General features: G+C 61.3%; 26 protein-coding genes and 1 tRNA gene. 9 read left to right on the top strand and 18 right to left on the bottom strand.

Features of this window, described 5'->3' with window-relative positions; all coding sequences use genetic code 11:
- Positions 1 to 573 precede the first annotated feature (573 nt).
- Positions 574 to 650, bottom strand: a tRNA-Pro gene (locus BC363_RS22915).
- A 356-nt stretch (positions 651 to 1,006) separates the two neighbouring features.
- Between BC363_RS22915 and BC363_RS22910 the strand changes: the two genes are divergently transcribed.
- Complete coding sequence (locus BC363_RS22910) at positions 1,007 to 1,240, top strand: hypothetical protein (protein WP_065787179.1); 234 nt, start codon at positions 1,007 to 1,009, stop codon at positions 1,238 to 1,240.
- Between the two features lie 406 nt (positions 1,241 to 1,646).
- Here BC363_RS22910 and BC363_RS22905 read toward each other — a convergent pair whose 3' ends face one another.
- The 6 genes from BC363_RS22905 to BC363_RS22880 all read right to left on the bottom strand — a co-directional run bounded on the left by BC363_RS22905 (position 1,647) and on the right by BC363_RS22880 (position 6,177).
- Positions 1,647 to 2,183, bottom strand: coding sequence for a MerR family transcriptional regulator (locus BC363_RS22905; protein WP_053247628.1), 537 nt, complete (start codon positions 2,181 to 2,183; stop codon positions 1,647 to 1,649).
- Between the two features lie 139 nt (positions 2,184 to 2,322).
- Positions 2,323 to 2,661 carry an integration host factor subunit alpha gene (locus tag BC363_RS22900; protein WP_065787180.1) on the bottom strand — a complete coding sequence of 113 codons (339 nt, stop codon included), beginning with the start codon at positions 2,659 to 2,661 and terminating at the stop codon, positions 2,323 to 2,325.
- A gap of 92 nt (positions 2,662 to 2,753) precedes the next feature.
- Positions 2,754 to 3,725, bottom strand: coding sequence for a beta-ketoacyl-ACP synthase III (locus BC363_RS22895; protein WP_065787181.1), 972 nt, complete (start codon positions 3,723 to 3,725; stop codon positions 2,754 to 2,756).
- A gap of 4 nt (positions 3,726 to 3,729) precedes the next feature.
- A complete protein-coding gene (plsX, locus tag BC363_RS22890) occupies positions 3,730 to 4,788 on the bottom strand; it encodes a phosphate acyltransferase PlsX (RefSeq protein WP_065787182.1) in 1,059 nt (352 codons plus the stop codon).
- Between the two features lie 201 nt (positions 4,789 to 4,989).
- Complete coding sequence (locus BC363_RS22885; RefSeq protein WP_065787338.1) at positions 4,990 to 5,541, bottom strand: DUF177 domain-containing protein; 552 nt, start codon at positions 5,539 to 5,541, stop codon at positions 4,990 to 4,992.
- A gap of 96 nt (positions 5,542 to 5,637) precedes the next feature.
- Positions 5,638 to 6,177, bottom strand: a complete 540-nt coding sequence (locus tag BC363_RS22880) for a ubiquinol-cytochrome C chaperone family protein (RefSeq protein ID WP_065787183.1) — start codon at positions 6,175 to 6,177, stop codon at positions 5,638 to 5,640.
- Between the two features lie 138 nt (positions 6,178 to 6,315).
- Between BC363_RS22880 and BC363_RS22875 the strand changes: the two genes are divergently transcribed.
- Positions 6,316 to 6,822, top strand: a complete 507-nt coding sequence (locus BC363_RS22875; RefSeq protein ID WP_083223764.1) for an outer membrane protein assembly factor BamE — start codon at positions 6,316 to 6,318, stop codon at positions 6,820 to 6,822.
- A gap of 70 nt (positions 6,823 to 6,892) precedes the next feature.
- Here the strand turns inward: BC363_RS22875 and BC363_RS22870 are convergent, their stop codons facing one another.
- From BC363_RS22870 to ribH, 4 genes are all read right to left on the bottom strand, one after another.
- The gene (locus BC363_RS22870) at positions 6,893 to 9,028 is read right to left on the bottom strand and encodes a sodium-translocating pyrophosphatase (protein ID WP_065787184.1); all 2,136 of its coding nucleotides are present in this window, start codon (positions 9,026 to 9,028) and stop codon (positions 6,893 to 6,895) included.
- A gap of 198 nt (positions 9,029 to 9,226) precedes the next feature.
- The gene (locus tag BC363_RS22865; protein ID WP_065787340.1) at positions 9,227 to 10,432 is read right to left on the bottom strand and encodes an MFS transporter; all 1,206 of its coding nucleotides are present in this window, start codon (positions 10,430 to 10,432) and stop codon (positions 9,227 to 9,229) included.
- Positions 10,433 to 10,463: 31 nt separating this feature from the next.
- Positions 10,464 to 10,946, bottom strand: a complete 483-nt coding sequence (nusB, locus tag BC363_RS22860; protein WP_053246993.1) for a transcription antitermination factor NusB — start codon at positions 10,944 to 10,946, stop codon at positions 10,464 to 10,466.
- Positions 10,943 to 11,404: a 6,7-dimethyl-8-ribityllumazine synthase gene (gene ribH / locus BC363_RS22855; RefSeq protein ID WP_053246992.1), complete on the bottom strand. Its 462-nt coding sequence runs from the start codon at positions 11,402 to 11,404 to the stop codon at positions 10,943 to 10,945. The genes nusB and ribH overlap by 4 nt, the downstream gene beginning before the upstream one ends.
- 278 nt (positions 11,405 to 11,682) lie before the next feature.
- Between ribH and BC363_RS22850 the strand changes: the two genes are divergently transcribed.
- The 4 genes from BC363_RS22850 to BC363_RS22835 all read left to right on the top strand — a co-directional run bounded on the left by BC363_RS22850 (position 11,683) and on the right by BC363_RS22835 (position 14,321).
- The gene (locus tag BC363_RS22850) at positions 11,683 to 12,396 is read left to right on the top strand and encodes an HAD family phosphatase (RefSeq protein WP_244519933.1); all 714 of its coding nucleotides are present in this window, start codon (positions 11,683 to 11,685) and stop codon (positions 12,394 to 12,396) included.
- Between the two features lie 172 nt (positions 12,397 to 12,568).
- The gene (locus BC363_RS22845) at positions 12,569 to 13,069 is read left to right on the top strand and encodes a cupin domain-containing protein (protein WP_065787185.1); all 501 of its coding nucleotides are present in this window, start codon (positions 12,569 to 12,571) and stop codon (positions 13,067 to 13,069) included.
- Positions 13,070 to 13,106: 37 nt separating this feature from the next.
- Complete coding sequence (locus tag BC363_RS22840; RefSeq protein WP_065787186.1) at positions 13,107 to 13,688, top strand: GNAT family N-acetyltransferase; 582 nt, start codon at positions 13,107 to 13,109, stop codon at positions 13,686 to 13,688.
- 282 nt (positions 13,689 to 13,970) lie between these two features.
- Positions 13,971 to 14,321 carry a hypothetical protein gene (locus tag BC363_RS22835; RefSeq protein WP_065787187.1) on the top strand — a complete coding sequence of 117 codons (351 nt, stop codon included), beginning with the start codon at positions 13,971 to 13,973 and terminating at the stop codon, positions 14,319 to 14,321.
- A gap of 187 nt (positions 14,322 to 14,508) precedes the next feature.
- Here BC363_RS22835 and BC363_RS22830 read toward each other — a convergent pair whose 3' ends face one another.
- From BC363_RS22830 to BC363_RS22800, 7 genes are all read right to left on the bottom strand, one after another.
- On the bottom strand, positions 14,509 to 15,129 hold the full coding sequence (locus BC363_RS22830) for a riboflavin synthase (protein ID WP_065787188.1): 621 nt from the start codon (positions 15,127 to 15,129) through the stop codon (positions 14,509 to 14,511).
- Positions 15,129 to 16,238: a bifunctional diaminohydroxyphosphoribosylaminopyrimidine deaminase/5-amino-6-(5-phosphoribosylamino)uracil reductase RibD gene (gene ribD, locus BC363_RS22825; RefSeq protein ID WP_065787189.1), complete on the bottom strand. Its 1,110-nt coding sequence runs from the start codon at positions 16,236 to 16,238 to the stop codon at positions 15,129 to 15,131. Before ribD ends, BC363_RS22830 begins: the two co-directional genes overlap by 1 nt.
- 18 nt (positions 16,239 to 16,256) lie before the next feature.
- Positions 16,257 to 16,730 carry a transcriptional regulator NrdR gene (gene nrdR, locus BC363_RS22820; RefSeq protein WP_003529310.1) on the bottom strand — a complete coding sequence of 158 codons (474 nt, stop codon included), beginning with the start codon at positions 16,728 to 16,730 and terminating at the stop codon, positions 16,257 to 16,259.
- A gap of 10 nt (positions 16,731 to 16,740) precedes the next feature.
- The gene (gene glyA, locus BC363_RS22815) at positions 16,741 to 18,036 is read right to left on the bottom strand and encodes a serine hydroxymethyltransferase (RefSeq protein WP_065787190.1); all 1,296 of its coding nucleotides are present in this window, start codon (positions 18,034 to 18,036) and stop codon (positions 16,741 to 16,743) included.
- Between the two features lie 184 nt (positions 18,037 to 18,220).
- Positions 18,221 to 19,546 (bottom strand): murein L,D-transpeptidase, encoded by a 1,326-nt coding sequence (locus BC363_RS22810; RefSeq protein ID WP_065787191.1) that lies wholly within the window; start codon positions 19,544 to 19,546, stop codon positions 18,221 to 18,223.
- A 391-nt stretch (positions 19,547 to 19,937) separates the two neighbouring features.
- A complete protein-coding gene (locus BC363_RS22805) occupies positions 19,938 to 20,450 on the bottom strand; it encodes a MarR family winged helix-turn-helix transcriptional regulator (RefSeq protein ID WP_065787193.1) in 513 nt (170 codons plus the stop codon).
- Between the two features lie 130 nt (positions 20,451 to 20,580).
- Positions 20,581 to 21,018 (bottom strand): DUF6163 family protein, encoded by a 438-nt coding sequence (locus BC363_RS22800; RefSeq protein ID WP_065787342.1) that lies wholly within the window; start codon positions 21,016 to 21,018, stop codon positions 20,581 to 20,583.
- Positions 21,019 to 21,199: 181 nt separating this feature from the next.
- Between BC363_RS22800 and hemB the strand changes: the two genes are divergently transcribed.
- The 3 genes from hemB (at position 21,200) to BC363_RS22785 (ending at position 23,707) form a co-directional block, all read left to right on the top strand.
- Positions 21,200 to 22,216: a porphobilinogen synthase gene (hemB, locus tag BC363_RS22795; RefSeq protein ID WP_065787194.1), complete on the top strand. Its 1,017-nt coding sequence runs from the start codon at positions 21,200 to 21,202 to the stop codon at positions 22,214 to 22,216.
- A gap of 102 nt (positions 22,217 to 22,318) precedes the next feature.
- Positions 22,319 to 22,783 carry an RDD family protein gene (locus tag BC363_RS22790; RefSeq protein ID WP_065787195.1) on the top strand — a complete coding sequence of 155 codons (465 nt, stop codon included), beginning with the start codon at positions 22,319 to 22,321 and terminating at the stop codon, positions 22,781 to 22,783.
- Between the two features lie 135 nt (positions 22,784 to 22,918).
- Positions 22,919 to 23,707, top strand: a complete 789-nt coding sequence (locus tag BC363_RS22785) for an arginyltransferase (RefSeq protein ID WP_065787196.1) — start codon at positions 22,919 to 22,921, stop codon at positions 23,705 to 23,707.

The raw sequence follows: 23,707 nt of genomic DNA, 5'->3' as shown, positions 1-23,707 counted from the left end.
GTCAACGGACAAGCACCGAGCCGGCTGCAGTTCGGCCAGATCGTCCCGTGAAGAGCCGAAATCCGCAACGCGGAGCAGTTCGTCCTCGGCACCTTCAACATCCATGATCGGGACATCGGCCGAGTATTGCGCCATGAAAACGGGAAACTCGTCGCTTTGCGCTTCCACTTTGGCCCCCGACAGATCGAGACGCCAGAAGCGCGACAAGCCCAAGACCCGTTCCACCCCAGAACTTTCGATCCCGGGCAAATCGATAGCCCTCGCTCTACCTAGCAACCGGTGCAGACCATCAGTCCGCCTTCAACTTTGTGCGCACGAACGACAGGCGCTTGGAGGAATGCATCCTCCGCTGTGCCAAGCCGATACCAAGGCCACGCCACGCTATGCGCCCGTCGATGATGGGGATGTTGCTGGGGTTCTCGAATCGCTTTCGAAGAAGCGGAAGGCAAAAAGGACGAGCAAATGACCTAGGCTCTTCGGGACTAGCTGCGCACTTTGAGTGTCTTTTTTCCGGTTCAACGCTTGGGGGTGCAACGACTTAGAAACCTAAATCATTGCGCTCAAAGGGAAAAATGGTCGGAGCGGCGGGATTCGAACCCACGACCCCTTGACCCCCAGTCAAGTGCGCTACCGGGCTGCGCTACGCTCCGGACCGAAGAAACCCCTATATAACCAACGCTTAGAGCGCAAGCAGGAATTTCGACCTCGGCACGAAAAAGAATTAAACGGCGTGGATAAGCACGAAGTGTAACGACGAATCCCACGAACCTCTTCGGGACGTTTCGAGTTCGCCGAACTGGAGCTCGCCCTCCACCTGAACACAGCCGTCGACGTCGGACAGCGGTCAGCGCCGAGCGTCCTTGCGCTTCCCTTCGCCGAGCGCGCCGCCTTAGGCGAGGAGCCCGTTGGGCGCACCGCAAAAGGCCAACGGGCGCCTACCGCAGAATTAAGGCGTTGACTTCTCGCCACCATCAGAACATTTGTAGAACAAATCGGAGCTCACATCATGTCAGAGAAGTTTATCATTATGCCTTTCAAGCGCGTTCGCGGTGGATTGGCGCCCGGCGAGATGCGCGCGGCCTCGACCGCGGCCGGCGCAGAGAAGGTTGCAGCGGCCATGGCACCCAGGCATATCGGCGTCGCCGCCTATGCGGTTCAGGTCGACGAGGAGAGCGGAGACATGAGCAGCCCTCGCCTGCTCGTTCAGTTTGGCGAGATTGCCGATCTAAACGCCGCTTGACATGTAAAGCGGCTTGTCATGGCCGCCGATCTTCTGCGGACACCAGGGACTGGCGCAGCTAACCCGCCGCTCCCTATGCCAGTAGCTCACCGTCGTTTTCAGGCGAAGGCTACTGCATAATTCCTTAAATTGGATCCGATTTAAGGATAAAATTATGCAGCAAGTTTAGAGCCTTACAGCGTCCTTTGCGCGTCATACTTGACGCGCGGCGCTGTAGCGGACAGCCATCCGGTAAAACGGCGGTCGGATAAGGATTGCGATTGAGACCATTTGCAGTTGCCGGCGCCCGACGTTGGCTGCGACCACGCCATGGCGAAACCAGCGGATCACCGCAACTCTATTTTTTGAAACCGGTAGCTCCGGCCTGCAGGCGTCGAACCTTCACCGTCGAAACAAAAGCCGCCGGTTACCGTACCTGATCGAGCAGGCGCTTGCATTCGAGCAGGTCGTAAAGCGCTTCCTGAAGCAGCGCCCGGTCTTCCTTGCCAACCGAGGACGACTTGCCAAGCGAGATTTCCGGAACGTCGTCGTTGCCGCCGCCGAAAGAGAAGAAGCGGCGGCTGGCGGGTGCCTTGGCACGGCCGACGATCTGGTCCTCTTCGGAGAGACCCGCCTTCGGCGGCGGTGGCTCCTCGTTGCTCGAAGCCGCCAATGCCTCGACAGTGGCCAGATCGCCGCTGGCGATCGCCGCCACGAACTTGTTGCCGTTGGCCTTCAGCAGCTTCTGCACGCCCTTGATGGTGTAGCCGTGGTCATAGAGCAGGTGGCGGATGCCTTTCAGCAGGTCGACATCCTCGGGGCGATAATAGCGCCGCCCCCCGCCGCGCTTCATCGGCTTGATCTGCTGGAAACGTGTTTCCCAGAAACGCAGAACATGCTGCGGCAGATCGAGATCGTCGGCGACCTCGCTGATGGTGCGAAAAGCGTCTGGGCTTTTTTCCATTTCGTTCCCATTCCATACACGCGACTCAGGACAAGCCTCCGCCGCAATGAACCGATGTCGCGCGATGATCGCACGAATCGGCTCCATTTCAACGGCTTATGGATGGGTTTTCAACCACATTGTGGTAGCCGGCCTCCGCTTACGATACGGGAGAGGCCGGCTTATGCTTGGCCCTGCGGCTCAGATGCGATTTCAGCACGCGCTGCTTCAGGACGTTGGACGCCTTGAAGGTCATGACCCGCCGCGGCGAAATCGGTACTTCCTCGCCGGTCTTCGGGTTGCGGCCGATGCGCTCGTTCTTATCGCGAACCTGAAAGGTCGCGAAGGAAGACAGCTTCACACTCTCGCCACGCACGATTGCGTTGCATATTTCGTCAATGACGGTTTCCACCAGCTCGGCAGACTCTGTGCGCGACAGACCCACCTTGCGAAAAACCGACTCAGCCAAGTCTGCTCGTGTTACTGTTTTTCCGCTCATCTTCCCCCACCGATGTCTGGCACGCCGATCAGCGACCGAAGACTATTGCCCTTGCCTTTTGTGGTCAAGCGCCTGCGTTGCCTCAGCATTTTTTACCAGCGTATCAGAACGGAGCCCCAAGTGAAGCCACCCCCCATGGCTTCGAGCAGAACGAGATCGCCCTTCTTGATCCGGCCATCGGCCGCTGCGGTGTTCAGAGCCAGCGGAATGGACGCGGCGGAGGTGTTGCCATGGAGATCGACTGTCACCACAACCTTGTCGAGCGGGATGCCGAGCTTCTTGGCCGAACCATCGATGATACGGCGGTTGGCCTGGTGCGGCACGAGCCAATCGATGTCCTCGGCGGTCGTTCCGGTCGCCTCGAAGGCGGCCTCGATCACATCGGTGATCATGCCGACAGCATGCTTGAAGACCTCGCGGCCTTCCATCTTCAGGTGGCCGACGGTACCCGTCGTCGATGGTCCGCCATCGACATAGAGCTTTTCGCGATGCGCGCCATCGGAACGGAGCTTGGCGGTCAGCACGCCGCGATCGGCGATCGTGCCCTCACCTTCCTGTGCCTCGAGGATGATCGCGCCGGCGCCATCGCCGAAGAGGACGCAGGTCGTGCGATCAGACCAATCGAGAATGCGCGAGAAGGTCTCAGCGCCGATCACCAGCACACGTCTTGCCAGGCCACCGCGAATATAGGCGTCCGCCGTCGTCACCGCATAGATGAAGCCGGAACAGACGGCCTGCAGATCGAAGGCAGCACCATGGTGCATGCCGAGCCGGTTCTGAATGTTGACGGCGGTTGCCGGAAACGTGTTGTCAGGGGTCGACGTCGCCAGGATGATCAGGTCGAGATCAGCGGCGGTCAGGCCGGCACTGTCGAGTGCTGCGCGTGCGGCAGCTTCGCCGAGCGAGGCCGTCGTCTCGCCTTCGCCGGCGATGTGGCGCTGGCGGATGCCGGTGCGCTGGACGATCCACTCGTCTGACGTATCGACCTTGGATTCCAGCTCCTGATTGGTGACAACGCGCTTCGGCAACGCTGCACCGAAGCCGCGGACGACGGAACGGATCATTTAATCAAACCTCATCATTCATGCCGGCGGGAAGCGCGCTCGGCGGCTCTGCGCCGTGGTACTTCGCCAGATCGATTTCGATCTTCGCCTTCAGGCCATTTTTCACCATGTCGTAGCCGACGTCGATCGCGGCCGCAAAGCCCTCGCCATCGGCGCCACCATGGCTCTTGATCACGACACCATTGAGGCCGAGAAAGACACCACCATTGACCTTGCGCGGGTCCATCTTTTCGCGCAGGCGATCGAAGGCACCCTTGGCCAGGATGTAGCCGATCTTGGCCATCAGCGTACGCGACATGGCCGCGCGGAGATATTCGGCAATCTGTCGCGCCGTTCCTTCGGCGGCCTTGAGCGCTATGTTGCCGGAGAAGCCCTCGGTGACCACCACGTCGACGGTGCCGCGCCCGATATCGTCACCTTCGACGAAGCCGTAATAGTCGAAGCCTTCGACATTGGCGTCCCGGATGAGACGCCCGGCTTCCTTGACTTCCTCCTGGCCCTTGATCTCTTCGACGCCGACATTGAGCAGTCCGACGGTCGGGCGTTCGATCTCGAACAGCGCTCGCGCCATGGCGCCGCCCATCAGCGCAAAATCCATAAGCTGCTGCGCATCGGCACCGATGGTGGCGCCGACGTCCAGCACGATGCTCTCGCCCTTCAGCGTCGGCCAGATCGCAGCGATCGCCGGGCGCTGGATGCCCTGCATCGTGCGCAGACAGAAAACCGACATGGCCATCAGCGCGCCGGTATTGCCGGCCGACACGACGACGTCGGCTTCGCCGGCGTTGATCGCATCGATCGCCCGCCACATGCTCGACTTGCCGCGGCCGCGCCTCAGCGCCTGGCTCGGCTTCTCATCCATGCCGACGGCGATTTCGCAATCGTGGAAGGTGCTGTTGGCCTTGAGCTTGGGATGTTTGGCCAAAATATCAGCGCACTGCGCTTCTATGCCGAACAGGACAAACCTTATGTCCGGATGACGTTCAAGCGCCCGTGCGGCGCCCGGGATGACGACTTCAGGACCATAGTCGCCGCCCATCACGTCAAGAGAAATTCTGACCACGCGTGTCTTATCCTTTTTTCCTGCCACACAACACGTGCTGCCGTGGCGCGCGCATTCGAACGCAACGACGATACATATTGTTTCTGACGCTTGAGCCAGGCACGCGGCAGATCGCTGCGGCGGCTCATTTGGCCGGAGTCGCGCCAAAATACTGCTTTTCGCCCGCGTGACAACCGAATTGTAGGGGAGGCTTTGGCAGCCTCAGTCCTTTTTCCAGTCCTTCAGCGCTGCAAACGGGTTCGGCTTCTCATCGTCCGCCGCCGTGCTTTCGATGCGCGCACCGAAAGTCACGCCCGGTTTACGCGGATAGGGCTCGATCGCCAGCGCCACATGCTCGCTGACGACGACACCGGCATCGATCGTGTCGCCGGTAAAGGTATCGGGGATATCGGGTCCGTCGGGGTTGAGAATCATCTCACCGCCATCGTTGCTGGCCTGGCGGGCGAGCCTCGATCCCTCCGGTACGAAGATAGCGTCGACGGGCTCTCGGATATCCGCCTCGACGGGCTCAAGGGTCACGACGCAGGACTGTACGATCCTGGCGGTAACGTCGCCCTTGATCTTGACACCATCCTTCTTCCAGCGCGCGATCTGCAGATCCGCTGAAAGCGAAACGACTTCGCGCACATCCCACAGTTCGGCGAGCGCTCGCCGTTCGCTCTCGTTTGCCGAGAGGTGCACGGTCACGGCATTGGCCGAGATATGCCCAACCTTCACCGGGTAGGAGAATGCCGGCCGGCTTTCGTCTTTCATGGTCAGATCCTTCCTCGCGCGGGCGCCGCTGTCGGCACGCTCTTCGCGGATAGTCCGCGCGCCGCTTGGCACACGCGCGGCATTGATGGCCGTCTATTACTCTCCGGCGGCGGGGATGCGCAACTGGCCCGTTTCGACAACGTCTTCCGGTTCAGCCGCGAGCCGTTCCTCAACGAAGAGGAGATAGGTCGCCAGGCCATCCATCGCCGGCTCCCCGCCATCGCCCTTCGGATAGAAGTTGCGCTTCAGCGCCGCAGCAAGTGCGGCCGCGTCCCGGCCTTCGAGCGCCGCCGCATAGGATTCAAGCCGGCCGTAGAACATGCCGGCGAGTTTCTTCATCTTCTTCGGCACGCCCGCGTCACCGACGCCGAGCTCGCGGATCGAATGGTCGACATCCTCGAAGAAGGCGTCGACAATCTCCTGGGCGATCTCCTGGCCGGCGCGCGCCGATCCGCGCGTGCGCCGGAAATAAAGGATCAGCACGGCCGACAGCATCTCGAAACGGCCCATCACCGTGTCGGGCACGTCGAGGTCGGTGTAGAGGTACGGCTGACGCGCCGCGGCGGTCAACAATGCATATTGCCGTTCGACAATCGCAATATTGCCGCTTTTTCTTTTGAACAGTCCAAAAATCATCACAAAGCCCAGCTTTGGCTTTCTCGAAATGCGCGCAAGCGCCCATGACGTTGTTGCATGATAGCTGAAGCTGGTTTACCGAAGCATGCACGAATTGCAATGGCGGATCTGCCATCGTTACTCCAAAGGGAGCTGTCGTTGACGAAGCGGTTTTTCAGAACAAATTTGAAGGTCCTTGGCCGCGCTGCGGCCGTAGCGACTGTTAGCACCATCGCTCTCTCCGCCTGCCAGTCCGCTAATGTCGGTGAAGTTCTCCACCAGGGTTATGTGGTTGATCAGGAAACGCTAAATCTCGTTCCGGTCGGCTCCAGCCGTGAACAGGTCATGCTTTCGCTCGGCACGCCGTCGACGACCGCGACCTTCGACAACGAGGTATTCTACTACATATCGCAGACCCGCAAACGGCCCGTGGCGTTCATGAAGCCGCAGCTCGTCGACCAGTCGATCCTTGCCGTCTATTTCGACAAGGAAGGCACGGTCAGCCAGCTCGCGCACTACACGCTCAAGGACGGCAAGGTCTTCGACATGCTGACCCGCACGACGCCGACCGGCGGCAAGGAAACGAGCTTCCTCGGCCAGCTTCTCACCGGCCCCGGCGCCGGCAAGGGTGCAGCGCAGAATCTGTTCAAGAACTTCGGCGACTAAACCGAGATTCACCACGACAAAAAGGCCCGCGGAACTTGCGTCCCGCGGGCCTTTTCGTTTCAGGCCAACGTCAAGCCAGGACGGCCAGGAGCAGCAACGCCACGATGTTGGTGATCTTGATCGCCGGGTTCACCGCCGGGCCGGCAGTATCCTTGTAGGGATCACCGACGGTGTCGCCGGTCACCGACGCCTTGTGGGCTTCCGAACCCTTGAGATGTCGGCTGCCGTTCCTGTCGACGAAACCGTCCTCGAAGCTCTTTTTGGCGTTGTCCCAGGCGCCGCCGCCCGAGGTCATCGAGATCGCCACGAACAGGCCGTTGACGATGACGCCGAGCAACGACGCGCCCAGTGCCGCGAAGGCGGATGCCTTGGAGCCGGACAGCAGCAGCACGCCGAAATAGACGACGATCGGCGCCAGAACCGGCAGTAGCGAAGGGACAATCATCTCACGGATCGCCGCCTTGGTGAGCAGGTCGACGGCGCGACCGTAATCAGGCTTCTCCGTGCCTGCCATGATGCCGGGCTTTTCGCGGAACTGGCGACGCACTTCCTCGACGATCGCCCCTGCCGCACGGCCGACGGCCGTCATCGCGATGCCGCCGAAGAGATACGGAATGAGGCCACCGAAGATCAGTCCGGCAACGACATAGGGGTTCGACAGATCGAAGGAGATCTGACCGACATCGGCGAAGTACGGATACTTGTCGCCATTGGCGGCGAAGTGTCTGAGGTCGTTGGCGTAGGCTGCAAACAGAACCAGTGCGCCGAGGCCGGCCGAGCCGATGGCATAGCCCTTGGTCACGGCCTTCGTGGTATTGCCGACGGCATCGAGCGCGTCGGTCGACTTGCGCACTTCCGGTGGCAGATGCGACATCTCCGCGATGCCGCCGGCATTATCCGTCACCGGACCGAAGGCATCGAGTGCCACAATCATGCCGGCAAGGCCGAGCATCGCGGTCACGGCTATACCGGTGCCGAACAGGCCGGCGAGCTGATAGGTCGCAATGATACCGCCGACGATGACGATGGCCGGCAACGCCGTCGACTCCAGCGAGACCGCAAGCCCCTGGATCACGTTCGTGCCGTGGCCGGTGACCGACGCCTGCGCGATGGAATTCACGGGGCGCTTGTTGGTGCCGGTGTAGTATTCGGTGATGACCACGATCAGCGCCGTGACCACCAGGCCGCAGATACCGCACAGGAACAGGTTCCAGCCGGTGATGTCCTGGCCCGCAACCGTGCCGATCGAGCCCCAGCCGATTGTCAGCGACGTGGCAGCGCCAAGTCCGAAGATCGACAGCGCACCCGTGACGATCAGGCCTCGGTAGAGCGCACCCATGATCGAGTTGTTGCTGCCGAGCTTGACGAAGAAGGTGCCGATGATCGAGGTGATGATGCAGGTCGCGCAAATCGCCAGGGGATAGGCCATGACGGTCGAGAGCACTGGCGTGCCGGCAAAGAAGATCGAGGCCAGCACCATGGTTGCGACCACGGAGACGGCGTAGGTCTCGAACAGGTCGGCCGCCATGCCGGCGCAGTCGCCGACATTGTCGCCGACGTTGTCGGCAATGGTCGCAGGATTGCGTGGATCATCTTCCGGGATCCCTGCCTCCACCTTGCCGACGAGGTCGCCACCAACGTCAGCACCCTTGGTGAAGATGCCGCCACCGAGGCGGGCAAAGATCGAGATCAGCGATGCGCCGAAGCCGAGCGCCACCAGCGCGTCGATCACTTCACGCGAACCGGGCTCGTGACCCAGCCCTGCCGTCAGGAACAAGTAGTAAACCGACACGCCGAGCAGGGCCAGGCCTGCGACGAGAAGGCCGGTGATCGCGCCGGATTTGAAGGCGATATCGAGACCGGATGCCAGGCTGACCGAAGCGGCCTGCGCAGTGCGCACGTTCGCGCGAACTGAAACGTGCATGCCGATGAACCCTGCTGCACCCGAAAGCACTGCACCAACGAGAAAGCCGAAAGCGGCCGCGGAAGAAAGAAGAACCCAGGCAGCGATGAAAACGACGACGCCGACGATGGCAATGGTTCTGTATTGACGCGTGAGATAGGCCTGCGCCCCTTCACGAATGTAGCCTGCGATTTCTTGCATGCGGGCGTTCCCCTGGTCGGCGGCCAGCACCGACTGTGTTGCCCAGATGGCATAAGCCACCGCGAGCAACCCGCATGCGATAACGCCCAACAAAATGGTCATTTCGCATTACCCTCCGTTTCAACCCGCGGACTCACTCCCGGCCGCGGGCCCCTCAAATCCGCGAATCACGCACCACCTCCTCAAGCAGCACCCCTCACGGCGCGGCCAGAGTGCGGTTGCAACGATAGATCGTCAAGCCCCGGAAAACTAGCTAACGGCGGGCCTTTACGGGTGGAGGGTTTTGGCAGTAGCGGCCGTTCAGCCCGCGGTGCGGGGGCGGCGACGCATCAGGGAAAAGAGCAGGACAAGGCAGACGCTTGTTACCGGCCAGACGACCGCGTTCAGCATGTCCCAGCCATAGACCGAGAGAACCTTGCCCGAGGCGAAGGACGACAGCGCGACAGTGGTAAACAGGATGATGTCGTGGAAGGCCTGAACCTTGTCGGCCTCCTGAGGGCGGTAGCTGCCGGCAACGATCGCAGTCGAACCGATGAAGCCGAAATTCCAACCCAAACCGAGAAGCACCAGGGCGCCCCAGAAATTCCAGAGTTCCAGGCCCATGTGTGCGACAGCGGCGCATGCCATGAGCAGCAACAGCCCGCAGGCGACGATGCGCTCCGCGCCGAAGCGCGTGATCAGCCATCCCGTAAAGAAGCTTGGCGCGAACATTGCAAGCACGTGCCACTGGATGCCGAGCGTCGCAAGCTCGGTGGAAAAGCCGCAGCCTACGACCATGGCGACCGGCGCACCGGTCATCATGAATGTCATCAGCGCGTAGCTCGATATGCCGCAGACCATGCCGGTGATGAAGCGTTGGCTGCGAACGATCTCACCGAGTGAACGGGTGGCCTGACCGTGATGCTCGCTGGCCACGGCCCCCTGCCCCGGCAGACGCAACGGCGCAAAGAAGAATGCGGCCAACAAGCAGATCGGCAGCAAGGCGATGAAGGCGCCGACAAAGGCAACCGGCGCGAACAGATCACCGGCGAAAATGACGATCTGTGGGCCGAGCACCGCGGAAACGATGCCCCCGCCCAGGATCCACGATATCGCCTTCGGCTTGTAGAAGGATGGCGAGGCGTCAGCGGCCGCGAAGCGCAGCTTTTGGGTAAAGCCGTTGGAGGAGCCGAGCACGGAAAGACCGAAGGCAAAGAGCCAGAAGCTTTCGCGAAAGAGCGCGACTGCGGCGATCGCGGCGCCGACCGCGGCAATCCCGGTACCGACCATGAAGGCAAAGCGGCGACCAATCAAACGCGAGAGCGTCGCCACGAGAATGACGCCGAGCGCCATGCCGACGTTGTAGGCGGTCAGCGGCGCGGTCGCCAGCGACTTGTCGTCTGCAAGCAGCTGATAGCCGGCAACACCGCCGACGGCAAAACAGATCGGGCCGACGACGCCAAGGATCGCCTGCGCCGCCGTCAGAAGGAAGACGTTGCGACGCGCTTCGCCAAGGGCAGAGCCCATGTCATCGACGGCAGCCGCAACCATGGCCGCGCTACTTCTTCGGTTCGCCGCGAACCTGCCGGGCAATCCGGTCAAGAACGGCATTGACCAGCTTCGGCTCGTCGTCTCCGAAGAAAGCCTTGGCGATTTCGACATATTCCGTGACGATCACCGGAACAGGCACGTCCTTGCGCTCCAGCATCTCGAAGGTACCGGCGCGCAGGATGGCGCGAACGGTGGAATCGAGCCGCGACAGCGCCCAGTCATCCTGAAGCGCCGAGCCGATCAGCGGGTCGAGCTTGCGTTGGTCGCGCACGACGCCTGCCACGATCGAGCGAAACCAGGAGGCATCGGCCTTCAGGTATGTGTCGCCGTCCAGTTCCTGGCCGAGGCGGTGTGCCTCGTATTCAGCGACGACTTCCAGCACGCCTGTGCCGCCGATATCCATCTGGTAAAGCGCCTGCACGGCAGCAAGGCGCGCCGCGCCGCGTTGGTTGACCTGCTTCAGCGGCTGATCCGAGGGGGTGTTCGTCACTGTTCCGTGCCCAATTTCTTCTTCAGTTCTATCATCGTTAGCGCAGCGCGCGCTGCAAAGCCGCCCTTGTCGCCTTCCGCCCGGCGCGCCCGCGCCCAAGCCTGATCGTCGTTTTCGACCGTCAATATGCCGTTGCCGATGGCAAGGCTTTCACTGACGGCGAGGTCCATGATCGCGCGCGAGGATTCGTTCGCGACGATATCGAAATGATAGGTCTCGCCGCGAATGACCATGCCGAGCGCGACGAAGCCGTCATAAGCGGTGCCGCCATCGTCCGCGCCATCGAGCGCCATGGCGATTGCCGGCGGGATTTCGAGGGCACCGGGAACCGTCACGATATCATAGGTCGCTCCGGCTGCATCCAGTGCATGTTTGGCGCCATCGAGCAATGCGTCGGCCATATCGTCATAGAAGCGTGCTTCCACAATCAGGATGTGGGCAGCCTTGGTCTTCGCCATGGATCACCTGTCTTGAGATTTCCGCGCCGGTGCGACCGGCTGAGGCGGCGGTCAAACCATGACCGGCGCCGAATGGCAAGCAAATTCCGCTTTTGGCGCCCTTTTGCCGCGTGAGGCACCCTTGGCGCCCTACCCGCTCCAGGCGGGGTGGAACGCTTGTGTCACGCTTGAGGGGGTAGCCAGGCGTTGCCGACAATGACAATAATCAGGCCGCATACAACGCCTGGTCGGAGAGAAAGCCGGCCCGGACAATGGAAATCAAGCGAAGGTTGTCCCTAATGCATGATGTCGATCCGTCGATGTCCATACGCCTGCCCCGCATGCCTCAGGCCGTCGTCTTCGACATGGACGGCCTGTTGTTCGATACCGAGGCGCTCTATCGCGACGCGATGCTTGCGACTGCAAAGGCGCTCGGGCAGACCATGCCGCTGTCGCTTTATCTCGCGACGATAGGTCTTTCAGGGGAAGCAACGCGACAATCTCTGAGCAAGCACTTCGGAGCGGACTTCGATCTCGACCGGTTCTGGGAACAGGCGGCAGCCGCCTTTCATATTCTGGCAACGACCGAACTGCGGTTGAAACCTGGCGTGGTCGAGCTCATCGGCTCACTGGAAGACCTCGACATTCCCTTTGCGATCGCGACATCGTCCCGGCATCATGATGTCGAGCGAAACCTCGGCCTCCATGGATTGCTCGACCGCTTCCCTGTCGTCGTCGCCCACGGCGACTATCAACTGGGCAAGCCGCATCCCGAGCCTTTCCTGACAGCTGCCCGGCGGCTCGATGTCGCTCCCGAGCTGTGCCTGGCGCTTGAGGACAGCCATAACGGCGTGTGTTCCGCATCATCGGCGGGCATGATGACGATCATGGTCCCGGATCTGCTCGTGGCAACCGAGGAGATCCGCGCTCTTTGCGTCAGCGTCGCCAGCCACCTCGGCGAGGTACGCGACGCCCTCCTACACCATTCGCGAGGCGCCCATGCCCCTGCCTGACGGCAGCATTGTCATGCGCCTCTCCCCATCAGTCGAATGCGACAGCGCCCGCGGGAGCGAATGGCCGCCGCCGGACACCTGACCGATTGTCGGTTGACCAAAAGTCAGTCGCGCGACACGGATGACCAGCAGAGGTCGCTCCGTGCGACGACGATAGCGCCGGGAGGAATACATGGCGGACACAAACAAACCCATCGTCAACCCAAGGGACCTTGCTCTCGACCATTGGTCCGAAGGCACGTTCTTTGAGTCACGCGACACCTCTTTCGGCAGACAGCTTGGCCTGAAAGATCTCGGCGTCGGATATGGCGAAGTGCCACCGGGAAAGTCCGGTTGCCCCTTCCACAATCACCATGTCGAAGAAGAGCTGTTCATCATCCTCGAGGGCCAAGGCACCTATCGGTTCGGGACGGAGCGTTACGCCGTTGGGCCGGGCGACATCCTCGGTGCCCCAGCGGGCGGGCCGGAGACGGCGCATCACCTGATCAACACCGGAACGGTGCCGCTCAAATATCTCTCGATCTCGACAATGGCCGCGACCGAGATCTGCGAATATCCGGATTCCGGCAAGTTCCTCGCAAAAACACGCACGGCCGCGGGCGAGCGACGCTTCCGGTTCGTCGGGCGGGCCGAGAGTGCCGTCGACTACTGGGACGGCGAGCCCGGTATCTGATCATCCCACCTTCCAAACCAATAGCAGCGGATAAAAGATGCACAGTGTTCCTATCATCGAGACCGAACGCCTGGTCCTGCGTCCCTATCGACGTGACGACTTCTCTGCCTATGCCGCCCTGTTTGCCGACAGCGAGGTCACGCGTTTCGTCGGCGGCGTTCCCTATACACGAGAGCAATCCTGGACGCGCTTCTTGCGCCAGGTCGGCATGTGGCACTATTTCGGCTTCGGCTTCTTCGCCATCCAGGATCGAGCAACCGGCACCTTTCTCGGGGAAGCCGGGTTTCACGACGTGCATCGCCTGATCACGCCGTCGCTCGAAGGAACGATGGAAACCGGCTGGGCGCTCTCTCCGAAGGCGCACGGCCAGGGGCTTGCGACCGAGGCGGTCAGCGCCGCGCTCGAATGGGCCGATCGGCAGTTTCCCAAGCTGCGGAAAACCTGCATCATCGATGTCGGCAACCGCGCCTCGGTCCGTGTCGCCGAAAAGCAGGGCTTCAAGGAATGCTGGCGCACGACCTATCACGGCACGCATGTGATCATGTTCGAGCGACAACGAACGATTGTTGGCGCAGGCAAGGTCCGTTTAGGGCAAATACCGGCGCATTCGGACACGTAAAACAATCCACAATTGTCTTTCTGACGAAAAGCGCCATCGAAACGTCTAGATTGCAGGCAAAATTGCCGAGCGTCGGACGGGGCGAGTTATCGCCTCAAGGCAACACGGCCGACAAGTCGAAGTAATCCAACACTTTTTCCTGCGGGTCGAGCAACCCGTAAATGTAGCCTGCTGGTGGCTGCGATATGCAGCCCCAGGAGGCCCTCCAGAAACCCGCATCGGGGATTGCGTTCGGGTATCAGGTACCGGTCACTGCGCCGCAGACAACCAAGGAGCATGATCATGAACCGCATATCCAAGCTATCAATCATTGCTGCCTTCTCTTCCCTGACATTTGTAGGAATACCCTCCGCCCAAGACGCAAAAATGAACTGGCCGGCCGAGATCGAGCAGACGGTTCGCGACTTCAAGGGCGAAAACGTCACCATCGTCAATGTCGATACGTTGAGTGAACAGAACCAGACGCGCATGTGGATCGACCACGGTACGGCAGAGCAGCGCGCGGCCCTGCAAGCTGCCGTAAACGCCAACTCTGAACTCGCCGCCAAGCTTAAGGGGCAGAATGTGGAAATGGACAATATAGCCGGCGCCGAACAGAGCGCCGACGGCAGCCTGACCATCTACATGCGTTGAAGCGTTGCATACTGCATAATTCCTTAAATCGGAATCGATTTAAGGACAAAATTATGCAGCAACTCAAAGTGTTACAGCGACCTTTGCGCGTCTAAATAGACGCGCGGCGCTGTAGCCAATCGATAGAAGGCGCACCAACTCCACCTCGGAGAGGGTGCGCCTTGTCGAGCCTGGGTGATGGAAAAGTTTACTCGGCCTTCGGCGTGGGAAATTCCGCAAGGCGCGCCGCATAGCGCGCCATCGTATCGACTTCGAAGTTGACGAAATCGCCAGCCTGGCGTTCGCCCCAGGTCGTGACCTCAAGGGAATGCCGGATCAAGAGCACATCGAACTCGGCGCCATCGACCTTGTTGACCGTGAGCGATGTGCCGTCGAGTGCAACGGAGCCCTTGGGTGCAACGAACTTTGCCAGGTGCAAGGGCGCGCGCAGACGGAACCGGACGGCGTCCCCTTCGGATTCGACCGAGAGAACCTCGGCCCTGTCGTCGATATGGCCGGAAACGAGATGGCCACCAAGCTCATCGCCGATCTTCAATGACCGCTCGAGATTGATGCGCGTGCCCTTTTTCCAGCCGGCGATGGTCGTCAGCCGCAAAGCCTCTTCCCACGCCTCGACCTCGAACCAGCGCTCGTTGCTGCCACCATCCGGCAAAGCCGTGACCGTCAGGCAAACGCCGGAATGGGCGATGGAAGCCCCCATATCGATGGTCTTCGGATCGTAGCTGGTGGCGACACGCAGCTTCACGCCTTCCTTCAGCGGCGTAACGGCATCAACGGTACCGATATCAGTGACAATGCCTGTGAACATCAGTTCTCTCTTTCGTATTCTTCGAAACGGTCGTCGCCGTATCGCGCGGAATTGACGAGCGTGAAGCCGGCGGGCACGGACTTCCGATCAAATGGGGACGCGATGCCGTTTTCGCCAATGCTTTGCGGGCCGGTATAGATCTGAATGCGATCGACGAGGCCAGCGTCCAGGAAAGCGCGCGCGGCAACCGCACCGCCTTCGACGAGCAGCGAGGAAATGCCGCGCGAGCCGAGCGCCGTCAGCAGATCGGCAACCGTTCCGGTTTCCAGCACCTCGACGCCGGCGGCCTCGAGCGCCGTACGGCGGGCAGCCCGGTCGCCGGCCGGCTCCAGTTCCGATTGCGCCAACGGCTCGCCTGACACGACAATCACCGGGACCTGCCGTGCCGACTGCGCGAGCTTTGATCCGGGCGAAAGGTCCAGCCGCCGATCGAGGACGATGCGGATGGGCGAGCGGTCCTCCAGTCCAGGCAGACGCACGGTCAATTCCGGGTCATCGGCAGTCGCCGTACCGATGCCCACCAGGATCGCATCGGTTTGCGCCCTGAGGATCTGGACTTGCGCCCTCGAAATCGGGCCGGTGATGCGGACTTGCCCAGCGCCCATACGTCCGATCATGCCGTCGGCGGAAACGGCAAGCTTCAGAGTCACATGCGGGCGCTTGCTGACCTGCCGCATGAGATAGGCTTCGAGCGCGCGATGCCCCTCCTCCTGCAGAACGCCAATATCGACCGTGATTCCGGCATCACGCAAACGCACGACGCCGCGGCCGGCGACGCGTTCGTCAGGGTCGAGGATCGAAATAACGACGCGGGCAACGCCGGAGGCGACCAGCGCATCGGCGCAGGGCGGCGTCTTGCCGTGGTGCGAACAGGGTTCGAGCGTGACATAGGCAGTCGCGCCCCGTGCCCGCTCGCCGGCTTCGGCGAGCGCCTGGGCTTCGGCATGCGGGCGACCGCTTCTGGCGGTCACGGCACGTCCGACGACAAGGCCATCCTGGACGATCAGGCAGGCGACGGAAGGATTGGTGGATGTCTGTCCGAGATGATGGCGAGCCAGCCGCAGCGCCGCCGCCATGAACCTCTCGTCCTCTCGGGTGGGGGTGGCCATGGCGATCCGGGCACTTTCCTATTCGCCGGGGTCGCGCGCAATCTTGGCGCTGATCTCGGCGATGACCTTCTCGAAATCTTCGGCGTGGGAGAAATCCCTATAGACCGATGCGTAACGCACGAACGCAACGTCGTCGAGGCTCTTCAGCGCTTCAAGCACCTGCAGGCCGATCTCTTCCGAAGGGATTTCGGTCTCACCGGAGCTTTCGAGCCGTCGAACGATGCCGGAAACCGCCCGCTCGATGCGGTCGCGATCGACCGGGCGCTTTCTCAGCGCGATCTCGAAAGACCGCAGCAGCTTGTCCCGGTCGAAAGGCACCTTCCGACCGGTCTTCTTGATAATCATCAGCTCACGCAGCTGCACCCGCTCAAAGGTCGTGAAGCGACCGCCGCAATCCGGGCAGATACGGCGACGACGAATGGCATTACCGTCCTCTGCCGGACGGCTGTCCTTCACCTGGCTGTCTTCGGAACCGCAATAGGGGCAGCGCATGATCAGCCGATCACATGTAGCCGTACATCGGGAAGCGGCCGGTGAGCTTCATCACCTTCTCGCGCACACCAGCTTCGACGGCAGCATTGCCTTCGTCGGAGTTGGCGACCTTGAGGCCGTCGAGCACTTCGACGATCAGCTCACCGATTTCCTTGAATTCGGCTTCCTTGAAGCCGCGGGTCGTGCCGGCCGGAGTGCCGAGACGGACACCCGAGGTGACGAACGGCTTTTCGGGATCGAACGGGATGCCGTTCTTGTTGCAGGTGACATAGGCGCGGCCGAGGGCTGCCTCGGCGCGCTTGCCGGTCGCATTCTTCTTGCGCAGATCGACCAGCATCAGGTGGTTGTCGGTGCCGCCGGACACGATGTCGAGACCGTTCGCCTTGAGCGTCTCGGCAAGCGTGCGGGCGTTCTTGACGACCTGGGCCGCATAGTCCTTGAAGGACGGCTGCAGCGCTTCACCGAAGGCAACGGCCTTGGCGGCGATGACATGCATCAACGGGCCGCCCTGGAGACCCGGGAAGACCGCCGAGTTGATCTTCTTGGCGATATCCTCGTCATTGGTCAGGATCATGCCCCCGCGCGGACCGCGCAACGACTTGTGCGTGGTGGTCGTGGCAACGTGGCAATGCGGGACCGGCGACGGATGCTGGTCGCCGGCAACGAGGCCGGCAATGTGAGCCATGTCGACCATCAAATAAGCGCCGATTTCGTCGGCGATCTCGCGGAAGCGCTTCCAGTCCCAGATGCGGGAATAGGCGGTACCACCGGCGATGATCAGCTTCGGCTTATGCTGGCGTGCTTTCTCGGCGACATCGTCCATGTCGAGCAGGTGATCGCTCTCGCGAACGCCGTAGGAAACCACGTTGAACCACTTGCCGGACATGTTGACCGGCGAGCCGTGCGTCAGGTGACCGCCCGAATTGAGGTCGAGGCCCATGAAGGTGTCGCCCGGCTGCAGGAGCGCGAGGAACACGGCCTGGTTCATCTGCGAGCCGGAGTTCGGCTGGACGTTGACGTACTTGACGCCGAAGAGCTTCTTGGCGCGTTCGATCGCCAATTCCTCGGCGATATCAACGAACTGGCAGCCGCCGTAATAGCGCTTGCCCGGATAGCCCTCGGCGTATTTGTTGGTCATGATCGAGCCCTGGGCCTCGAGCACGGCGCGCGAAACGATGTTCTCGGACGCGATCAGTTCGATCTCGTGGCGCTGGCGACCCAGCTCCTTTTCGATCGCACCGAAGATTTCCGGATCGCTGTCGGCGAGAGAGCGGGTGAAGAAGGCATCATTGTTCTGTGCAAGCATCGGCGCGAGGCTCCTCTCAAAGGTGGCAGTTCTTTAGCTTCCTCGCACGGCGAGAGCAATATCCGCTGTGCGGTTTGCGTCATTTCCCCCATCTGCCGCGCCTAAACATCGCAGCCGTGGATCAACGAAAAAGCCGCGCTGCCAAGGGAAGCGCGGCTTTTTCAAATTATTGTCCCGACTTTGCTTATTGCGGCAAAGCGTCGGACTCGACCGAGCCGGCGGATTGCTCGAGGCCATAGGGGGTCTGCAGTGCCAGTTCTGTCGCGCCATCGCGCTGATAGATGTCGTCGCGGAACTGGACGACGCCATCCATCGCCGACCAGGCGGTGATGTAGGTGAAGAAGACCGGAACCTCTTCTGCCAGCGTGATCGGCGTGTTGACGCCGGTCTTGATCGTGGCTTCCATCTGCTGGCGCGACCAGCCGGGTGTTTCCTTCAAGAGCCAGCTCGAAAGGTCGCGAACGTTCTGGACGCGGACGCAGCCGGACGATTCGAAACGCATCAGCTTGTTGAACAGGCCCTGCTGCGGCGTGTCGTGCATGTAGACCTGATGCTCGTTGTGGAAGTTGATCTTCGTCGACGACATCGCGTTGATCTTGCCCGGATCCTGACGGAACATCAGGTTCGGTGCCTTCTCGGCATTCCAGTCGACCGTCTCCGGCGACACTTCGCTGCCGCTGCCGTCGAACAGACGAATGGCGTTGCGCTTCAGGTAGGTCGGATCCTTGCGCATCAGCGGCATGATATCCTTCTGGATGATCGAGCGCGGCGCGGTCCAATAGGGGTTGAGGATGACCTCGTAGATCTTGGAGTTGAGGATCGGCGACTGGCGGTCGATCTTGCCGACGATGGCAGTGTGACGCAGCGCAACGCGGCCGTTCTCCACAGCTTCGATGTAGGCGGCCGGAATGTTGACCATCACGTAGCGCCGGCCGAGATCACCCGACATCGACTGCAGGCGCACGAGGTTGGTCTGCAACTGGCCGAGACGGGTGGTCGCCGGAACGTTGATGGCCTTCAGCGTGTATTCGCCGATGACGCCGTCCGCCGGCAGGCCATGGCGGGCCTGGAAGCGCTTGACCGCGCCGTCGACGTAGGAATCGAAGGACGACGAGATACCGGCAGACTGCGGCAGGTCGCCGGAAACCATCAGACGCTGGCGCAACTGCTGCACCGAGGGATCGGTGACGCCGAGCTCGAGCTTGACGCTGGTTGCCACCATCGGCCAACCGCCCGACGAAACGATGTTCTGATAGTCGAAGATCGCCTGCTGGACATGATTGATCGTCTCCGGGCCGAAGACCGGCGTATTGGAAACGACCGTGGTCGCCGTGCGCGACGCCTTGGCGTCGTATTGGTCGTCCCAGGAGCCGCGGCGTGGCGAATTGATGATCTCGTTCAGGGCGTCCTGCGCGCTTGCGGCTCCCGCCCAAGCGACGGCACCGAAGGTTGCGGCCGAGCGCAGAAATGCACGGCGCGAGAATGCATCAATTCCATTCTTTTTCGACATATTCCTACCATCCCAATGCATTGGCACGCCCTATGCGCAGGCACGCATGTTGCCGGAGCCCTAACACGATCGTGGTTAACAAAGGTCAACCAACGAGCCACCTGCCCTCACATGATTTCACGATACCGCGAGCGAGGACCCTCATCCGGCAGGCGAACGCGAAACGAATCCACGTCGATGAAAACACGTGGCCGGCACCTACCGCATGTCTTCGTCGCTGTCACAGCAATATGGCCAATTCGTGTCTCCGACCCCGGCCGAAGCGGTGTGGCACGCCTCTTGCTTTAGGCTGCTGCGGCCTTTCGGCAACATTGCCGCGGCCGAAAAAACGGCAAAGGCCGGACACGCAGGGATTGCGTCCGGCCCTTGAACTGGAGGTATGCTATTTCGATTACAGGCGGTACATGATGCTGTCGTTCCAGAAGCGATCGAGCCGCTGCAGCAGCTTGTTCATCTGGGTGAATTCGTCAGAACCGATGCCGCCGACCTTCTGGATCGAGCCGATGTGGCGCTCGTAGAGCTTGGCGACGGTTTCTGCGATTTCCTGGCCGTCTTCCGTCAGGCTGATGCGGACCGAACGACGGTCGACGCGCGAGCGCTGGTGGTTGATGAGGCCGAGATCGACGAGCTTCTTGACGTTGTAGGAGACGTTCGAGCCGAGGTAGTAGCCGCGGGAGCGAAGCTCGCCGGCGGTCAGTTCGGAGTTGCCGATGTTGAAGAGCAATAGAGCCTGGACGGCGTTGACGTCGTCGCGACCCTGGCGGTCGAACTCGTCCTTGATGACGTCGAGCAGGCGGCGGTGCAGACGCTCGACGAGGTGGAGGGATTCCATGTAGAGACCGCGGATGGTTTCTTCCTGAGGGTCTCGGGGCTGAGCCGCCTGCGGCTTCATCTTCGTGTTCATTTGACTGCCTCACTGTTTTGTTTGGCGGTGTCTGTTTGTCTTCCCGCCTTGAGTGAGACCCTATCGAATACGTCTAAAATTCTACTTAAACCGCAGCCTTAACATGAGCTTACCAATCGGCGAGTCTGTCTCAGGGTGAATCAACTCTTACCTGTCTCGCCCGCCGGAAGCGTTGATAGAGCAGCGCGGCCCTGAAAAGAACGAAGGTGACGGCGACGGCAATGTGCAGCGCAACCAGCAGCGGACGGGTGCCGAAACTGACGGGATAGAACTCGTACATCGCGATCTCGATCGCTGCCGCCAGCACCCAGACCACCGGCCCCCAGGACACCAGCAGCCACAGCCCGAGGGCAGCGACCGGGTAAACCACGGCAAGTGCCGTAGCCGCCGCCCGCCACTCCGGCGTCAGCAGATCGAAACGGCCGGCACCCCCATGGGAGAAGCCGATCAGCATCGCCCAATAATTCAGTGCGAACCAGAAGCACGAGGCAGACACCAGCCGCAGGAACAGACCGAAAAGGATCTCGGTCAGCGATGGTTTCGGCACATGGGCAGAATCATGAAGCATGAGCGGCAAGATAGGGCGGGTCGACGCCATCCGCCAGCACGAAGGACGCCCCCTCCCCCGCCGTGGCTCGTCAAAGGGAAGAAATGCCGCAGCCCGGTTGTGCGCGGCGCAGTTCCCAAGCGCGGCCCGCACATGATAAAGCGCATGCCTATTCACAGTTTCCAGGGAAAGGCGCGGCGCGATGAACGACAGGACGAATCTTGTGGACAGGATTACCGGCCACCGCCGCATGCGCCGCAACCGCAAGGCCGACTGGACGCGCCGGCTCGTGCAGGAGAACCGCCTGACGGTCGATGACCTGATCTGGCCGATCTTCATCGTCCCGGGCAGCAACATCGTGCAACCGATCGACGCCATGCCGGGCGTCAACCGCATGAGCATCGACAAGGCGGTTGAAGCGGTGAAGGAAGCTGCCGATCTCGGCATCCCGGCAATCGCCACCTTCCCCAACATAGATCTGTCGCTGCGCGACGAAACCGGCTCCAACAGCCTTGCCGCCGACAATCTCATCAATCAGGCGACACGCGCCTTCAAGAAAGCCGTGCCGAACATCGGCGTCATCACCGACGTGGCGCTCGACCCGTTCACCAGCCATGGTCATGACGGCATCCTGCGCAACGGTGAAATCGTCAACGACGAGACGGTGGAAATGATCTCGGGGGCCGCCGTCGGCCAGGCCGATGCCGGCGCCGACATCATCGCGCCTTCCGACATGATGGATGGCCGCATCGGGGCGATCCGTCAGGCGCTCGATGCCGCGGGCCACCAGAATGTCGGCATCATGGCCTATGCGACGAAATTCGCCTCCGGCTTCTACGGCCCCTATCGCGAGGCGATCGGCACCGGTGGTCTGCTGAAGGGCGACAAGAAGACCTATTATATCGACCCCGCCAACGGCACGGAGGCGATCCGCGACGCCGCTCTCGACGTCGAAGAAGGCGCCGACATGCTGATGGTCAAGCCGGGTCTACCCTATCTCGACATCTGCTGGCGCATGAAAGAGGCCTTTGGCCTGCCGGTTTTCGCCTATCAGGTGTCCGGCGAATACTCGCAGGTCAAGGCCGCGGCCGCCAACGGCTGGATCGACGGCGAGAAGGTGATGCTCGAAACGCTGCTCGCCTTCAAGCGCGCCGGCTGCGATGGCATTCTCAGCTACTTCGCCATCGAAGTCGCAAAGATCCTGGCCAAGGGGCGGTAACGCCCCCACATTTGCAGGCAGCACAGGGCCGAAGATGGAAATCCTTGTTTTGCACGCAATGGCATCCCATATCGAACTTGCAACCATGCGAGGCCCTACGAGATGACCATGCACAACGAAGAACTGCGGCTGCCGAGCAATGACTGGCGCGCCTATCAGGGTGTGCTGTCGCGACGGGTGTTCGCCTTCATTCTCGATTACGTCATCATCGCCCTGTTGTGGATTCCGGCCGCCGTTGTCGTGTTCTTCCTCGGCATCCTGACGCTCGGCCTCGGTTTCCTACTCTATCCCGTACTTTTCGCACTGGTGGCGATGATCTATTTCGGCGCGACCGTTGGCGGCCGCGAGCAGGCATCGCCCGGCATGCGGATGATGGGACTGGCGATTGCGCGCACGGACGGGCGGCCGATGGATTTCCTGACGGCGATCGTGCATCTGGTCATCTTCTGGATCGCCAACGCGCTGTTGACGCCGCTGATTCTGCTGCTTGGCCTGTTTACGGATCGCAGCCGTCTGCTGCACGATCTGCTGATCGGTACCGTAACGGTCCGTCGCGATACCTACTGATCACTGCCGAAGCCAATCGACAACGAACAATCCACTCGCAAGGGGCAACCGCCCCAAACGTGTGAGTTGACGTTTTCCATTCTTCCGCCATGCTATTGTCATGAACAACCGCGCGAAGAGTGACCGCCGCACTCGATGAACACACAGACAACACCGTCTCCGCAATTCTATCTCACTGCACCGGCAGCCTGCCCATATCTGCCGAACGAGATGGAGCGAAAGGTGTTTACCCACATGGTGGGCGAGCGCGCACCGGAACTTAACGACCTCCTGACCCAGGGCGGTTTCCGCCGCTCGCAGAACATCGCCTATCGGCCCGCCTGCGAAACCTGTCGCGCCTGCATTTCCGTTCGCATTCTCGCCAACGAATTCTCGCCGAGCCGGTCGATGCGCCGCGTGCTTGCGACCAACAGCGACGTGATCTCGTCGGAATACCCGGCCGAACCATCGAGCGAACAGTACAACCTCTTCCGCCGCTACCTTGACCGACGGCATCAAAAAGGCGGCATGTCCGACATGTCGGTTCTCGACTATGCGATGATGGTCGAGGACACGCATGTGCACACGAAGATCATCGAATACCGGCTGAGGGTCGAAGGCGACGGCATCAGCGAGAGGGCCCGCGGGCCGCTGATTGCGACGGCGCTGACCGACCGCATGGGCGATGGGCTTTCGATGGTCTATTCCTTCTTCGACCCGGCACATGAAGACCGCTCGCTCGGCACCTTCATGATTCTCGATCATATCCGGCGCGCCAAGGAGCGCGGCCTCCCGCACGTCTACCTCGGCTATTGGGTCAAGGGTTCGCGCAAGATGGGATACAAGACGAAATTTTTGCCGCAGGAGCACCTTATGCCGCGCGGCTGGGAGCGTTACGATGGCTCTGACGCTGACTCCGAAACACCCCCCACGAAAACGGATTGA

The sequence above is a fragment of the Ensifer sp. LC384 genome (assembly GCF_001695865.1).
Taxonomy (GTDB): Bacteria; Pseudomonadota; Alphaproteobacteria; order Rhizobiales; family Rhizobiaceae; genus Ensifer.
The sequence above is the reverse complement of the archived record's forward strand: the minus strand, read 5'-3'. Positions and strand labels throughout refer to the sequence as shown.